The 14,155-nt window shown below is 58.2% G+C and carries 13 protein-coding genes; 12 read left to right on the top strand and 1 reads right to left on the bottom strand.

Going from position 1 to position 14,155, the window contains the following annotated elements; translation table 11 throughout:
- Positions 1 to 55: 55 nt before the first annotated feature.
- From JNL86_14690 to JNL86_14645, 10 genes are all read left to right on the top strand, one after another.
- Positions 56 to 1,633: a PAS domain S-box protein gene (locus JNL86_14690; GenBank protein MBL8044160.1), complete on the top strand. Its 1,578-nt coding sequence runs from the start codon at positions 56 to 58 to the stop codon at positions 1,631 to 1,633.
- On the top strand, positions 1,630 to 2,283 hold the full coding sequence (locus tag JNL86_14685; protein ID MBL8044159.1) for a response regulator transcription factor: 654 nt from the start codon (positions 1,630 to 1,632) through the stop codon (positions 2,281 to 2,283). The genes JNL86_14690 and JNL86_14685 overlap by 4 nt, the downstream gene beginning before the upstream one ends.
- 228 nt (positions 2,284 to 2,511) lie before the next feature.
- On the top strand, positions 2,512 to 3,594 hold the full coding sequence (locus tag JNL86_14680) for a Gfo/Idh/MocA family oxidoreductase (GenBank protein ID MBL8044158.1): 1,083 nt from the start codon (positions 2,512 to 2,514) through the stop codon (positions 3,592 to 3,594).
- Positions 3,595 to 4,202: 608 nt separating this feature from the next.
- The gene (locus tag JNL86_14675; protein MBL8044157.1) at positions 4,203 to 8,237 is read left to right on the top strand and encodes a PAS domain S-box protein; all 4,035 of its coding nucleotides are present in this window, start codon (positions 4,203 to 4,205) and stop codon (positions 8,235 to 8,237) included.
- Between the two features lie 18 nt (positions 8,238 to 8,255).
- On the top strand, positions 8,256 to 9,650 hold the full coding sequence (locus JNL86_14670) for a sigma-54-dependent Fis family transcriptional regulator (GenBank protein MBL8044156.1): 1,395 nt from the start codon (positions 8,256 to 8,258) through the stop codon (positions 9,648 to 9,650).
- Positions 9,651 to 10,306: 656 nt separating this feature from the next.
- The gene (locus tag JNL86_14665) at positions 10,307 to 10,627 is read left to right on the top strand and encodes a hypothetical protein (protein MBL8044155.1); all 321 of its coding nucleotides are present in this window, start codon (positions 10,307 to 10,309) and stop codon (positions 10,625 to 10,627) included.
- Between the two features lie 149 nt (positions 10,628 to 10,776).
- The gene (locus JNL86_14660) at positions 10,777 to 11,169 is read left to right on the top strand and encodes a nuclear transport factor 2 family protein (protein ID MBL8044154.1); all 393 of its coding nucleotides are present in this window, start codon (positions 10,777 to 10,779) and stop codon (positions 11,167 to 11,169) included.
- A 177-nt stretch (positions 11,170 to 11,346) separates the two neighbouring features.
- On the top strand, positions 11,347 to 11,745 hold the full coding sequence (locus JNL86_14655) for a hypothetical protein (GenBank protein ID MBL8044153.1): 399 nt from the start codon (positions 11,347 to 11,349) through the stop codon (positions 11,743 to 11,745).
- Positions 11,746 to 12,122: 377 nt separating this feature from the next.
- Positions 12,123 to 12,368 carry a hypothetical protein gene (locus JNL86_14650; protein MBL8044152.1) on the top strand — a complete coding sequence of 82 codons (246 nt, stop codon included), beginning with the start codon at positions 12,123 to 12,125 and terminating at the stop codon, positions 12,366 to 12,368.
- Between the two features lie 44 nt (positions 12,369 to 12,412).
- Positions 12,413 to 12,763, top strand: coding sequence for a hypothetical protein (locus JNL86_14645; GenBank protein ID MBL8044151.1), 351 nt, complete (start codon positions 12,413 to 12,415; stop codon positions 12,761 to 12,763).
- An 86-nt stretch (positions 12,764 to 12,849) separates the two neighbouring features.
- On the opposite strand, the gene JNL86_14640 is transcribed toward JNL86_14645, so the two are convergent.
- A complete protein-coding gene (locus JNL86_14640; protein ID MBL8044150.1) occupies positions 12,850 to 13,086 on the bottom strand; it encodes a hypothetical protein in 237 nt (78 codons plus the stop codon).
- A gap of 188 nt (positions 13,087 to 13,274) precedes the next feature.
- On the opposite strand from JNL86_14640, the gene JNL86_14635 reads away from it, so the two are divergent.
- Together JNL86_14635 and JNL86_14630 are read left to right on the top strand one after the other, a co-directional pair.
- Positions 13,275 to 13,535 carry a hypothetical protein gene (locus tag JNL86_14635; GenBank protein MBL8044149.1) on the top strand — a complete coding sequence of 87 codons (261 nt, stop codon included), beginning with the start codon at positions 13,275 to 13,277 and terminating at the stop codon, positions 13,533 to 13,535.
- A 48-nt stretch (positions 13,536 to 13,583) separates the two neighbouring features.
- The gene (locus JNL86_14630; GenBank protein MBL8044148.1) at positions 13,584 to 14,066 is read left to right on the top strand and encodes a hypothetical protein; all 483 of its coding nucleotides are present in this window, start codon (positions 13,584 to 13,586) and stop codon (positions 14,064 to 14,066) included.
- Positions 14,067 to 14,155: the final 89 nt, after the last annotated feature.

The following is a 14,155-nucleotide window of genomic DNA, read 5'->3' as shown; positions in this document are numbered from 1 at the left end:
TATGAACCTGTTTGAAGCGTGAGGCTATCTTCGGCGTGGGGCAACGATTGTGTCGATGAGCGTGATCTCCCAAACAGAGGGACCAGGCATGGGTGGAGGTACGGCCGAATTCGGCGACGGTGGGTTGAGCAGGGTTGCGGTGATCTCCACCAGACCGGATGGGACCATCACGAGTTTCAGCCCCGCTGCCGAGCGTTTGCTCGGTGTGACTGCGGGGACGGTCGTCGGTCGCGTCACCCCGGCTACATTTCATGATCCCGTCGAACTGGAGGCTCGACGATCTGCGCTTGCGGCTCAGATTGGAAAGATGCTCGAAAAACCTTTTGATGTGATTGTCGCATTGGTCAACTTCGGACAGATGGCCGAGGAGGAGTGGACCTATATCGATGGCAGTGGATGCCGGATTCCTGTGCGCCTCTTCGTGAGTGCCCTTCCTGATGAGCGTGGACGTATCGTCGGCTATTGCTTTGTGATCAAGGACCGTCGTGAGCAGTTGCAGGCGGAGGCGTTGCTTCGCCGACAGGCAAAATTGCTCGATCTGGCCAATGATGCCATCCTGGTTCGAGACTTGGTGAGTGACACGATTACCTATTGGAATGACGGTGCGATGCGACTGTACGGATGGACACCTGAGGAAGCGGTGGGAGCCTATATTCATGAGTTTTTGAGCACGACGTTTCCGCGTCCCCTGGAAGAGATTAAGCGGGAGTTTCTGCGTGAGGGATTCTGGCGGGGAGAATTGGTGCATAAAACTCGTGCGGGACGGATCATTACGGTGGCAAGCCGGTGGACGTTGCTGCGTGATTCCTCGGGGACTCCGAGCGGAAGTCTCGAATTGAATACCGATATTACCGAACAGAAGCGGACGCAGGAGGCGTTGCGGACTGCGCATGAGGAGCTGGAGGTGCGGGTGCTGGAACGCACGGCTGCGTTACGCGAGGCTAACGAACGGTTACGCATCTTGTCCCGTCGCCTGATGGAAATTCAAGAATCAGAGCGTCGTGCGATTGCCCGTGATTTGCACGATGAGATCGGGCAGGCGTTGACTGCGATCAAGCTCAATCTGCGAGAGCTTCGTACGGGACCTAACAGCGAGGCCGTAGAGAATCAGATCGTAGATAGTCTGGAGATTCTCGGGCAGGTACTGCAACGTGTCCGCAATTTGGCCTTGGATTTACGCCCCTCACTATTGGACGAACTGGGATTGGGGCCGGCGCTCCGATGGTATGTCGGTCGCCAGGCGGAGCGTGCGGGGTGGGAAGCATTGGTCTCGGCTGAAACTCTGGCGAGCCGGCCTTCGCCGGAGATTGAGATCGCCTGTTTTCGGCTGACGCAGGAGGCCTTGACCAATGTGGCTCGCCACGCGCAAGCGAACAAGGTAGAGGTGCGGCTGGAGCGGTTCCCCCAGGAATTGAACCTCGTCATTCGGGACAATGGAATCGGCTTTGACCCGGAGACGGTTCGCGCGGGATCCAGAGCCGGCACCAGTGTGGGTTTGTCGGGGATGGAGGAACGGGTTCAACTTGCCGGCGGAACAGTCACGATCACGTCTGCCCCGGGAGAGGGGACGGAAATTCGTGCTTCGTTTCCTGTCATCAGTATTCCCGGGGGCAGTCGGGAGGTTCTGCCATGAACAAGATCAGGGTGTTGCTCGCGGAGGATCACACATTGGTGCGTGCCGGGTTTCGGGCCTTGCTGGAGAAGATGGACGAGGTCGCGGTGATTGGGGAAGTCAGCGATGGCCGAGAGGCGGTGCGGGTTTCCAAAGAACTGAAGCCCGACGTCGTGTTGATGGATATTGCGATGTCAGGGATGAATGGGCTGGAGGCCACGAGTCGTATGTGCCAGGAGTGCCCGAATGCCAAAGTCATCATGCTCACGATGTACACAAACGAAGAGTATCTCAAGGAGGCGTTACGCGCTGGTGCATCGGGCTATCTCTTGAAAGACGCCGACCGGTCGGAATTGGAACTTGCCCTCAAAGCGGTGTGTCGGGGGGAAACCTACCTCACCTCAGCCATGGCGAAATTCACGTTGGATGTCTATTGTCGTCAGGGTGCTGCCGCTGCAGGGCCATTGGGGAAACTCACGGGACGCCAACGGGAAATTCTCCAGTTGATCGCCGAAGGCAGCTCGACAAAGCAGATTGCGCACCGGCTCGATCTGAGTGTCAAAACCGTGGAGACGCATCGAGCCCAATTAATGGAGCGGTTGGATATTCATGACATTCCCGGATTGGTGCGGCTGGCCATTCGAACCGGGCTGGTGGGGACTGATAAGTAAAGAAAATAACAGTTAACTTTTTGTTGTTTCCTGCTAAACTATCAAGAGTCTACGCGTGTTGTTGCTGGAAAGGGTGGTCAAGCTTCTCAGAGAAGCCTCGTTGAGAAGCGTAGGTCCTGTGTGCTAGCCCAACATCTCATACAATAGAATGCTCTCGGCATATTCTCTATTGGCGGAACATTCGCCAGTCAGAGCATGGTTGCTTGTCCATCCAGTTCGGGTCTTCTTATGCCAAAACTCCGCCTGGCCGTAATCGGAGCAGGGGCGTTTGCTGAAACTTGCCATGTCCCTGGTCTCCAGTCCCATCCACAGGCAGAGGTCGTTGCCTTGTGTGGACGGGATCGTTCACGCACCCAGGCTGTGGCCAGACGTCTTGGCGTGCCTGAAATTTCGATTGATTATAAGGAAGTGTGCGCACGCAACGATATTGATGCCGTCACCATTGCCACCCCCAATGTGGCTCATGCGGCTCAGGCCAAGGCTGCGCTCGCATGCGGGAAGCATGTCTTCTGTGAAAAGCCTCTGGGGATGAACGCACTTGAGGCCACGGAGATGCTGCAGGCCGCAGAGGGCAGTCACTTGATCCACCAAATCGCGTTCACCTATCGGTATCTGTACGGTGTGCAAGAATTAAAACGGCGGCTACAGAGGGGGGATATCGGCGAACCCTATCATGTGCGGGTGCAATATGCCTCCTGGGATGGGGTGAGGCCGGACTCCCAGATCGGGTTCCGGGAAAAGTTAGTGTGTGCGGGCGCTGGAGTGCTGTACGACGTGGGATCCCATCTGTTCGATCTCGTCGGGTTCGTCCTCGGGCCGATTGAAGCTGTTGCCGGCAGTACGGTGTTGATCCCCCGAGAGCGAATTGATTCCAAGACCGGAGTGCTGGCGCGGGTGGAAACCGATGATATCGCCTCAGCCTGGTTTGTCTGTCGAGACGGCATTCAGGGCCAATTATTTGTGAGTCGCGCTACACCGAATTCCGGCGACCGAGCGTATATCGAGGTCGTTGGGCGAGAGGGAGCGTTACGGGCTTCGTTAAGCCGCGGCTCCGTGGACGTGTTACGCATGTCCTGCTCTACGCATCCGAACTGGACCTTCGTTTCCTTACCCAGGCAAGCTTCGGATGGCACCCCCCATTGTCTTGGCTTGATGATGAGGAGTTTTGTCGATGCCTGTTTGAGAGGAGGCTTGAACAAGGACGTAGATGCCTCCTTTTACGATGGTTTGGCTGTTCAGCGAGCGTTGGATGCGGTGCAGGAATCCGCTTCACGGCCGAATTGGATCCCATTGGAAATCGGCCTGTCGTGAAAATCTTGGTGTACGGTCATTCTTGTCAATCATGATGTGCCGCGGTAGCCAGTTTGTGTCAGCGAGTGGTTCTCCTGAGCCAAGGGCGTGTCGTGGGAACTGGTCAGCCGCAGCAGATCTTTGAACAGCATATGAGTGCAGCCTTTGCGGGGCGCGCACGTCCCTAGCCGATCGAACCGACCGTGACGCCAAGGGCGAGCACATGGTCCAGGCCATCACGTTCCTCGACGAGAAATTGCAACCTGTTCAGTCCGTGAGGTCCGGGCAGCACCTCGTCCTGTGCGGAACTCACAGCTGGCAGGTAGAAAGAACGTCCTAAGCAGCATAGGGCCATCCCGCTTTCGCGCTTATCCTCCCGCTGAACCCCAATCGGAATCACTCAGGGCCACCTTCTCCGCCGATTGTTGCGCTGTTATGGCCAGCATGCGCTGATGCCTTGTGCCGCTGCTTTTCCAAAACACCCATCCTGCGTATCTCCTGGTAGGGCCACACTAGGGCCGATTGCCGGGGTTTACCTCCTCAAGGCATACGCGTATCTTACCGGTGTCGTACCGCCAGTCGGTTCGCACATCAGTCTTTCGCCTTGAGCGGCGAGGAGGCGAACGATCATGCTGCCCGTCATTAGTTTGATGACTATCGGAATTTTCGCGCTGGATGTGGCAATTCCGCTCGGCCACATCGCGTGGTCGCTCTACCTGCTTCCCCTCTGGCTGAGTTCATCCCTCGCGTCCCCAGCCGCACCACTGTGGTATGCCTCGCTGAGTACCGTGCTGCTCGGGGTCGGCTTTTATCTGGCGCCGGCCGGTGTCGAGGTGAGGACGGCGCTGTTCAATCGAGTGCTCGGGGTGGGGCTGATGTGGAGCGGAGCGGTTCTCTTGTCTCGACGTCGCGATGCCGAAGCGGCATTGCGTGCCGCCAATAGCAGCTTGGAGATGCGAGTGGCGGAGCAGACACAGAGTTTGATGAACGCCAATAGTCGGCTGAGCCAGCAGTTGGTTGAGCAGCAACAGGTTGAGGCGGCATTGCGAGAGAGCCGGCAACGCTTCGAACTAGCCGCGGAAGGGGCGGACGTGGGCGTGTGGGAATGGGAGTTGGAGACCAAGGCGGCATATTACTCCCCGAGATGGAAGGCGCAGTTAGGCTGTACAGAGTCAGACATCGAGCCGACAATGGAGGCCTGGGAGCGTCGAATTCATCCCGATGACCGTTCGCATGCCCTGGCCACGGTGACACTATTTCGGGAGAAATACGCGAACCAGTTCCGCCTGGATCATCGTCTCCAGCATCAAGATGGTTCGTATCGTTGGATTGCTTCGCTGGGGTCTGGCCTGTGTGATGAGAACGGCCGCATGGTCCGGATGATGGGCATCCATCTCGATGTCACCGCGAGAACCCAGGCGGAGGCTGCACATCGGGCAACGGAAGAGCGATATCGCGAACTGGTCGAGCAGGCCGGTGACATCATTTATCGAACGGATGCGACCGGTCGATTTACCTATTGCAATCCCACCTCGCTCCGCATCCTCGGGTATCTTCCTGAAGAGCTGCTGGAACGTCACTATCTGGACATTGTCCAGCCTGAATATCGCCCGCAGGCGGAGCGATTTTATGGCCGGCAATTTGTCCGGAAAGTCCCGCGAACGGTGTATGAGGTGCCTGTTGTCACGAAGGACGGGCGCGAGGTGTGGCTGGGGCAGCATGCACAACTGTTGGTAGAAGGGGAAACCGTCAGCGGCTTTCAAGTGGTGGCGCGCGATATCACGGAGCGGAAACGGGTTGAGCAGGCATTGCGCGAAAGTGAGGAGCGGTTCTCCAAGGCGTTTCAGAGCAGTCCGGCCGGAATGACCATCAGCCGGCTGGAAGACGGCCGGGTGCTCGATGTGAACGATGCTTTCGTGCGGATCTCGGGATTCAGCCGCAGAGAATTGATCGGCATGTCCTCGTTGGACATCGGTATCTGGGTACACCCCGAAGACCGGCAACAGTTGGCGGACACCCTTCGTCGAGAGGGGTTTCTCCGTCATCTGGAAAAGGCGTTTCGAACGAAATCCGGAGAGGTGCGGCATGGGCTTTTTAACGTGGAGCCGGTTCGCATCGGTCACGAGAACTGTCTGCTGACGCTCGTGTTGGACATTACCAGGCGAACGGAGGCGGAAGCCGCGTTGCGTCACAGTCAGTCCGTACTGCAGGCGCATCAGCATGCGCTGATGCGTCTGACAAAAAGCCAGCACATCGGTTCAGGGGATTGGCCGTTGGCACTTGAGGAGCTCATGCGAGCCTCCTCACAGGCATTGGCGGTGGATCGCGCCAGTGTCTGGTTGCTGGACCACAGCGGGACAATGCTTGAATGTGCGGAGTTGTACGAGCGGGGTTCGGCGGGGCACTCACACGGACAACGGCTGAATGTCTTGCAATACCCGCGCTACTTCGCTGAACTGCTTCGGGAGCAAGTGGTGAACGCCCATGATGTCGAGAGCGATCCGCGCACGTCCGAATTGCTGCAGGCGTATCTCCAGCCACTGGGCATTGTCTCGTTGTTGGACGTGCCGATTTTTTTCGGAGGCCGGCTGGCCGGCGTGATGTGTCATGAGCGGACCGGCGTGCCGCGTGCCTGGACCAATGAGGAGACACAGTTTGCCACATCGATTGGGAATCTCGTGACGTTAGCCTACGAGGCCAAGCAACGCCAAGAAGCGGAGAAAGCCCTGGTGATGGCCAAGGAGGCGGCCGAGTTTGCCAATCGGGCCAAGAGCGATTTCCTCGCCACCATGAGCCATGAAATCAGAACCCCGATGAACGCCATCGTGGGCATGGCAGACCTCTTGTCCGAGACGCCGTTGAACGAGGATCAGCGGGAGTATGTGCAGATCTTTCGAGATGCCGGAAGCAATCTCCTGAGTTTGATTAACGATGTCCTGGACCTCTCAAAGATCGAAGCCGGACATCTCGATCTCGATCTCGTCGATTTCGATCTCAACGACTTGGTGCAACGCGCGGCTGAGTTGGTCGCCGTTCGCGCGGCCGAGAAGAATCTGGAGTTGGCCTACCAGATTCAGCCCGATGTTCCGACCGCGCTGGTCGGAGACCCGAATCGATTGCGGCAGGTCCTTCTCAATTTACTGGGGAATGCCATCAAGTTTACGGATCAGGGCGAGGTCGTGTTGCGGGTGGAACGCGATCAGCAGTCGGAGGGACCGGGGAATCTGCTGTTCACCGTGAAGGATACCGGCATTGGAATTCCGGAGGACAAGCTCGCCGTCATTTTCGAACGGTTTACCCAGGTCGATTCGTCGATGACCCGGCCATACAGTGGGACCGGCCTCGGGCTGACGATCTCACGGCGCTTGGTCGAGCGGATGGGCGGGAAGTTGTGGGTGCAGAGTGAGTTCGGCAAGGGGAGTACCTTCAGCTTCAGCGCCAAGTTTGCCGTACATCTTCAACCGGCCCCAGCGGTTCCGTCGGCTCAGTGGGAGCAATTGGCGGCATTGCGCACCTTGATCGTGGATGACAACGCCACGAATCGCTTGATTGTGCGCGAAACGCTGACCGGCTGGGGTATTCCTGCAGCCGAGGCAGCTGGCGGTGAAGAAGCCTTGGCGGAGTTGCGCCGCGCGGTGAAAGCCGGCGAACCGTATCGTCTGGTGATTCTCGACGTGCGCATGCCGAAACTCAGCGGGTGGGAGGTTGCGGAGACAATCGCCCGCTCACCGGGGCTGGCAGGACTCTCGTTGATCATGTTGACCTCGGAACGGCGGGTCGGCGATCAGGCTCGGGCACGGGAGTGTGGGGTGGTGCGGTATCTCACCAAACCATTCCGGCGATCGGATTTGTTCAATGGCATGATGGCCGTGATCGGCAAGGCGGCATTGGCCGAGAGGCATTCGGCCATGCCCTCGCTCCCCCAGCATACCCCTGATTGGGCAGGAGGAACGGCAGGGCTGTCGATTCTGTTGGCCGAAGACTTTGTGGACAACCGTCGCATGATGGAGTTCTATTTCAAGCCGACACCCCATCGAGTCGAGACCGCGGCCAACGGTCAGGTGGCGGTCGACATGTTCATGCGAGGATCATACGATTTGGTCCTGATGGATATTCAGATGCCGGTTCTGGACGGCTATGCGGCGACCAAGGCCATCCGTGCGTGGGAACGGGCGCAGGGGCGCAATCCGGTTCCCATTCTGGCCCTGACGGCCAATGCATTGCAGGGCGAAGTGCAGCGCAGTCTTGAGGCGGGGTGCACGGCCCATCTCACAAAACCCATTCGCAAGGCGCGACTGATGGAAGCGATTCAGTTGTACTACCAGACGACGGCTTCGGCCGCGCCGTCGGCACCTGGCGTGTCCTCGGCTCCCGTGGTGCTTCGGATCAGCGGAGAACTGGAGCCGCTCATGCCTGGATTTTTGGAGCATCGACGCCAGGATCTGCTGCAGATTGCGGAGGCCCTCAGTCGGGAAGATTATGCGTTGGTTCGTGAAATTGGTCATGGGTTGAAGGGCGCGGGCGCGACGTACGGACTCGACGTCGTGAGCGCGTATGGGCGCTCCCTTGAGGCGGCGGCAGATCGCAAGGATGGATCAGCGGTGCGTGAGACCCTGGATGCATTCACACGCTATCTGGATCGCCTGCACGTCGTCTATGTGTGAGTCAGAGGTAGGGCAGTCATGCGCGTATTGCTGGTGGAAGATCACATCGACGTCCGACGGCTGTTTGAACAGGTGATCGAGGCGCGCGGGCATGAGGTGACTGCCTGCGAGGATGGGGAATCGGCCTGGGTGGCCTACGGCCAACGGGCCTTTGAGCTGGTCTTGCTCGACTGGGAGTTGCGTGGGGGCGGTATGGACGGGCTGCAACTCTGTCGTGCTATCAGATCCAGTCCTGGCGGCGATCGCTGTGTCATCGTCATGATCACGGCACATGATACGCCCGATGCCTTGCGCACCGCGCTTCAGGCGGGCGTCAACGATTATCTTGTGAAGCCTGTCGGCGTCGAGTTCCTGAAATTGCGGCTGACGATTGCGGAACAATGGGTCGAGAGTGTTCGACGGCGGTTTGCCGCAGAAGATCAGGCGCAGGCGCTCCAGTCGCAGTTGGTGGATCATGGAAAGTTCCATGACTTAATCGGCCGAAGTCCGTCCATGGTGGTGCTGTACGAGGAGATTCAGAAGATTGCGGCGGTGGATGCAACCGTCCTGATCGAAGGGGAAACCGGCACGGGGAAGGAATTGGTGGCCCGCGCGATTCATCTCGCCAGCCGCCGCGCCTCGCAGACCTTCTTGGCCGTCAATTGTGCCGGCTTTACCGACTCGATTTTGGGGAGTCAGCTCTTTGGACATAAGAAGGGAGCTTTCACCGGCGCCATCGATAACCAGGAGGGGGTCTTTGAGGCGGCGCAGGGGGGGACCCTCTTCCTGGACGAAATCGGCGATATTTCCCCTGCCGTCCAAACAAGTCTTCTGCGCGTCCTTCAGGAGCGGGAAGTGACGCGTTTGGGGGAATCGAAGCCGCGGAAGGTCGATGTGCGCCTGGTGGTGGCGACGCACCATAACCTGGCGGAAGATGTCGAGAAGGGGACCTTCCGGCGAGATCTCCTGTATCGCATCAAGGTGGCTCGACTCCGTTTGGCGCCGCTGCGGGAACGGCCCAGCGATGTTCCCTTGCTGGTCCATGCCTTTCTTGGGCAGTTTCGCTCGGTGATGGAAAAGTCTGTTCTCCAAGTCAGCCCGGAGGCGCTGCAGGTCCTCACTGCCTATCCATGGCCGGGTAATGTGCGCGAACTCAAGAGTGCGGTGGAATCGGCCCTCATCCACTGTAAAGGGACGGTGGTGCAGGTAGGGGATCTTCCACCGGAGATCAGGCATCCGGAGCCAAAGGCGACCTATGTTCCCCTCCAGCGCGAAGATGAGCGGACTCGCATGGTGGGGGCCCTTCAACAGACCGGCGGCAATCGTTCCGAGGCGGCTCGCTTGCTGGGAATGAGTCGTCGAACCTTCTATCGCCGCCTGGCCGAATACGATGTGGCCGCTTCGGAGGAAGCCGGTCAAGATTGGCGCCCATGACCTGATTTCGTGGAGATCGGTGAACCTCCACTCCGACGCCTCCCGGCAGGCCCATCCCGTCCTACACGTACCCTCCTCCAATCCCAGCTGAACAGTTCACGTGTCAGATTTGCGTCGGTGGCATCTCGGTGCCCAGCTGGCAAGCGTGCGCTGCGCCACATGAGACAGGTGTGACACAGCACCGTGTGCCATCCTATTGACGCCTGATAGGTGAGGCTCGATGACGCCTCGGCGTAAATCCCTAGTTTTTCATCAACCTCCTCTTGGCAATGTTCATGGCACGATCCTTGATATATGAATTCAGCAATTGGGAGAGCGTCAAGGGGCTGGCTCAGGAAACAAAAACAAGATGCCCCGCAAAGAGGACCGTATGGACGTCGCAGGTTTTTTGATCTCAACCGGCTCTGATCAAGAGGTATTGGTCACCATTGCACCCTCATCGTTGGGCCCCTTCGATCAACCGGCTGTCAAAGAGCAGATTGACGGAGATTGGATCGATATAGGTCGCTTGCCCCACAGAACATGGTCTGACCGGACGCGCGCGGTCGGGGCGGTATTGACCTACTTGCAAGGGCTGGCGCCGATTTCGTCGGGTTTCCCCGGGCCAATTCGTTAACGGCTGAATGTGTGGGCTCAGAAATAAAGGAGCGTGGATCATGTGGAATGACGACGAGAACATCTTGCGGTTCAGTCGAGAGGGCAATCTTCGTGAGGTGTCAGCGGGACCGGTCGCCGTGGCGAGCAACGGCACGGTGGTCAAGCGCCGTCCCGAAGATCTGACGCCAAGGGAGCAGGAGATCCTCCAGCTGGTGTGGGCGGGATTGACGAACCGAACAATTGCCGAACAGCTGCATATCAGCATCAAAACGGCGGAAGCGCATCGTGCCAACATGATGAAGAAGCTTCGGGTCTCCAATATCGCTCAACTCCTGAAGACGGCGCTCGAAGAGGGGCTGCTCGCCACCCATGCGGGCTGATGGGGCTCGCGGCGGCCTGCACTCTCGAGAGAAGTCCCACTCTCGGCGGTGCGGCGGTTCCCCGCGAGTCCGCCCCCTCACCGAGTAAATGAGGCTCGCACCGGCGGCGGTGTTTGCAGTACAATGCCGCACCGTTGCCGGAGCGAGCCGTGGTCGAACAGCGTATCGAAGAAATCACACGTGCCAATCTCGCCTTCTATGCCGCCTTTGAAAGCCTGGATATGCTCCAGATGGACAAAGTGTGGGCACACCTCGAGTATGTGACCTGCATCCATCCAGGCTGGAGCCTCCGTAGCGACTGGCCGGCCGTTCGCGATTCGTGGGTCCTCATTTTCAACAACACCTTCTCCATGAAGTTTGAGCTGTCCGACGTGCAGGTCCAGGTGGCCGGGGATCTGGGGTGGGTGATCTGTACCGAGCACCTGACCAGTCGACAGGACGATCAGCCGGTCGAAACCCGCGTGCTTGCGACCAATCTGTTCGAGCGGATCGGCGATGAATGGCTGATGATTCATCATCACGGCAGCCCGGTGATGGGGTAGCCGCCGCCGCGCCCTGCGTTCCGCTTCCTCGGACATGCTGCTGGCACTGGTCGTGTGGTGAGTCCTCCGAGGATAACGTTCCATGGGGGCAGAACGCTTGTGTCTCGCACCCTCTCGACCCCCGCCCCCATGCAGGAGGTCGGAAGCCCAATGTGGCGCCCTGGAGGCAGATTGAAAATGAATCGGGGGAGTCGGCCTCTGAAGTGGATCGGGTTGGGATCTGTGCTCCTGTCCGGTTGCACGACGGTAGCCCAGATCACGACCTTGTCGGATGAATCGTGTCACCGGACAGTGCAGGGTCAACTCGAATCCATTCTTCTCGAAGAAGGGGAGACGCCTGAGGTGGCTAACCGCCTGGCTGTGAATACGACGGTGGTGTTGGCGACCGGCTCCCTTGGTCCCCGTCCCTTCGGTGTCTCTTCGCCATCCGGTGCCGACTACAGCTTCTTCGTCCAACTGAAGGGCGATCAATGTCTGTTGCGGCTCTACGGTCGGAGGAAGGGGTTTACTCGATACACCAACAATCTCACCTATATCGCCACGCGTTCGCTAAACGGGTGTGCCTGCGCTGAGTAACCTGCTGCTGATCACCGGCGCTGTCTCGTTTCTATAGTCCTTCTCTCTTCCCTCGCTCGATTTCGCATGTCAGCCTGATGACTGGTCAGGCCGGACATCCATACCCGTTCATGTGTCTCACATTGTCTCACGCCGTGTCGTTGGCGCAGTCGCGAGGGTATGTGGCACAGCTCTACGGAAACACATAATCAACTGGTTCTTGATCACAAATGATGATGAATATTGAAGATTCTATGAACTTTTCGGTCTGGCACAAGCCTTGATGTAGGAAGGTGGTGTGTGTAGGGAGAAGTCCTTGAGGAGTTGCCGGGAGTTGCCATTCAGGGGATGAGTGCGAAGTTCTGCGAACATGTCGGGTGCAAAAAGGAGGAGTGACGATGACGGTGAAAGGGTTTTTGCTCAAGGATCGGGAAGAGCAGGAGTATTTGTTGGCGATTCAGCCGGCCACGCATGGCATGTTCGAACGATTGATCGTGCGTCAGAAGGTCGATGGAGGGTGGGTGGAATTAAACAGCAACGCACAGGGGACCTGGCAACCACGCACACAAGCGATTTCGGCGGTGTTAGGGTATCTCCAGCGGCTATGGGATACCTCAAAACCCGTCACGGTGCGGGAGAACTGACGGCGCTGACCTTGGAGGGGAGTGCTTGAGCAGGAAGGAGCGGTATGTTAGTCGACATGAATGACTATGGAACGGGCAATATAGAGCGGACGCGTATGAAGGCGTCGCAAGCTGATCCGGCAGAGTCCACTGAAGCCGTATCGAACAACAGTAAGCGCAGGCCCGACGATCTCACGCCGCGCGAGTTGGAGATTCTCCGGTTGATCTGGGAAGGACAGACCAATCGCAGTATTGCCGCGCATCTGAAGATCAGCATGAAGACGGCCGATACCCATCGCGCCAATATGATGAAGAAACTCCGGGCATCCAATACCGCGCAGTTGTTGAAAGCGGCGTTGGAGCGAAACCTGCTTCAGGCCAATGATGCAAAGGTGCGGAGGGGTGGAAGTCAGTAACCGGTGACACAACCTGGCGGGCTCTGCACCCTTGTTTGGGGGCAGCATCACGAACGGAGCAGGGAAGCGCGAGTCGAGGCCAGGGATTAAAGTCCGGGAATCGGGTGCGGGAGGTCTTTCGTCGCGAGCGTCTGAAGCCATTCGGCTGCGACCACATCACGTTCCTCCATCGTCAGCCCTGCATACTTGCGGAACATCTGCGGTCCTCGCCGTCGTCGCCAGGTCAGAAATCCCAGAAAATGGTCCTTGCAGATAGAACGGGTGCCTGCCGGCGCATACACTCTCGCCTGACAACCATCGATCAAACAACTCTGTCCGCTCATCTGTGCCTCCCCTTGCTTGTCGCGAAGTATGCCGGAGATCGATCCGCAAATGCAATGTGGCGACCAGCGTTCGACCGTCTTCCCTGAGAAGATGGCGGCGGGGGAGTTTCTACTTGCAATCCTGTCAAACAGCCAGGTACCGTACCCCGTTCCGCAGTCCGCTCCGGACCGAGAGTGTGAGTTTCCCCATGGTGATGCAGGTCATATCGGTGGCCGGGGCGCTGATGGTGCTCCTGGCCTACGGGCTCAATCTAGCCGGCACGTGGCGCGAATTGGACGCCGGCTATCTAGCCCTGAATATCGTGGGGTCGCTGCTCCTGGGGATCGTGGCGATAGAAGATCGACGAGTGGGGTTTGTGTTGTTGGAATTTGCGTGGGCCGGGATTGCGCTGGTCGGGGTGGCTCGAGCGATTCGAGCCAGACGAGCCGCGCACAGCCTCGAATCATAGACGACAGCCTCTGTGGTGGATAGTCTTGTAACGAAGGAGTAAGGCGTTATGGCAGGGTTGATGTCAGCGGACGAGATTTTTGAACAAGCCAAGGATGCGGCGGTTGGTGCGACCAGCGCGGATGAAAAGGCGCTCCAGATCGACTACGAGGCCTTGCAGCTGAAGTTTCGCGCGGCTCTGGGTGATCGCAAGGTGGCTCGGTGCCACATCAATAAGTTTCTGCCGGAAGGGTATGAGGATCAGGGGCGGTTCAACCTGGTCTTGCTGACGGCCGGCAATGTCATTTTTGATATCGTGATCGGCGATTCCTATTTCCGTTACGATGTTGTCTCGGTCGGGCAGTTGGATAAGGTTCAGATCATCGATGCCATGTGGGACAACCGGGAGAAGCGGCGGGAAGAGCCGTTCCTGAGCCTCCGGCTGATGCATGCCGAAGAAACCCACCTGTTGTTGGCATTGGACGATGAAGAGCGAAAGAGCCTGCTCGGATTCGCGGCAGCCGTGTCGGCCGTGCGGAATCCGGAAAAGTAGATCACCGTTGTGATCTCGCAAAACGGGTGACGAGCGGTTTGAGTGATTGAGAGTCCTCCAGGATGGTCAAAAAGGCCGTCCAGCAAGGT

Origin of the sequence: Nitrospira sp. (assembly GCA_016788885.1) — a bacterium.
Lineage (GTDB): Bacteria > Nitrospirota > Nitrospiria > Nitrospirales > Nitrospiraceae > Nitrospira_A.
The sequence above is the reverse complement of the archived record's forward strand: the minus strand, read 5'-3'. Positions and strand labels throughout refer to the sequence as shown.

Coding starts and splice junctions, on each gene's coding strand:
- JNL86_14655 (MBL8044153.1), top strand. CDS start 11,347: ATGAATCGGGGGAGTCGGCCTCTGAAGTGGATCGGGTTGGGATCTGTG.
- JNL86_14650 (MBL8044152.1), top strand. CDS start 12,123: ATGACGGTGAAAGGGTTTTTGCTCAAGGATCGGGAAGAGCAGGAGTAT.
- JNL86_14635 (MBL8044149.1), top strand. CDS start 13,275: ATGGTGATGCAGGTCATATCGGTGGCCGGGGCGCTGATGGTGCTCCTG.
- JNL86_14670 (MBL8044156.1), top strand. CDS start 8,256: ATGCGCGTATTGCTGGTGGAAGATCACATCGACGTCCGACGGCTGTTT.
- JNL86_14675 (MBL8044157.1), top strand. CDS start 4,203: ATGCTGCCCGTCATTAGTTTGATGACTATCGGAATTTTCGCGCTGGAT.
- JNL86_14630 (MBL8044148.1), top strand. CDS start 13,584: ATGGCAGGGTTGATGTCAGCGGACGAGATTTTTGAACAAGCCAAGGAT.
- JNL86_14665 (MBL8044155.1), top strand. CDS start 10,307: ATGTGGAATGACGACGAGAACATCTTGCGGTTCAGTCGAGAGGGCAAT.
- JNL86_14645 (MBL8044151.1), top strand. CDS start 12,413: ATGTTAGTCGACATGAATGACTATGGAACGGGCAATATAGAGCGGACG.
- JNL86_14680 (MBL8044158.1), top strand. CDS start 2,512: ATGCCAAAACTCCGCCTGGCCGTAATCGGAGCAGGGGCGTTTGCTGAA.
- JNL86_14685 (MBL8044159.1), top strand. CDS start 1,630: ATGAACAAGATCAGGGTGTTGCTCGCGGAGGATCACACATTGGTGCGT.
- JNL86_14640 (MBL8044150.1), bottom strand. CDS start 13,086: ATGAGCGGACAGAGTTGTTTGATCGATGGTTGTCAGGCGAGAGTGTAT.
- JNL86_14690 (MBL8044160.1), top strand. CDS start 56: ATGAGCGTGATCTCCCAAACAGAGGGACCAGGCATGGGTGGAGGTACG.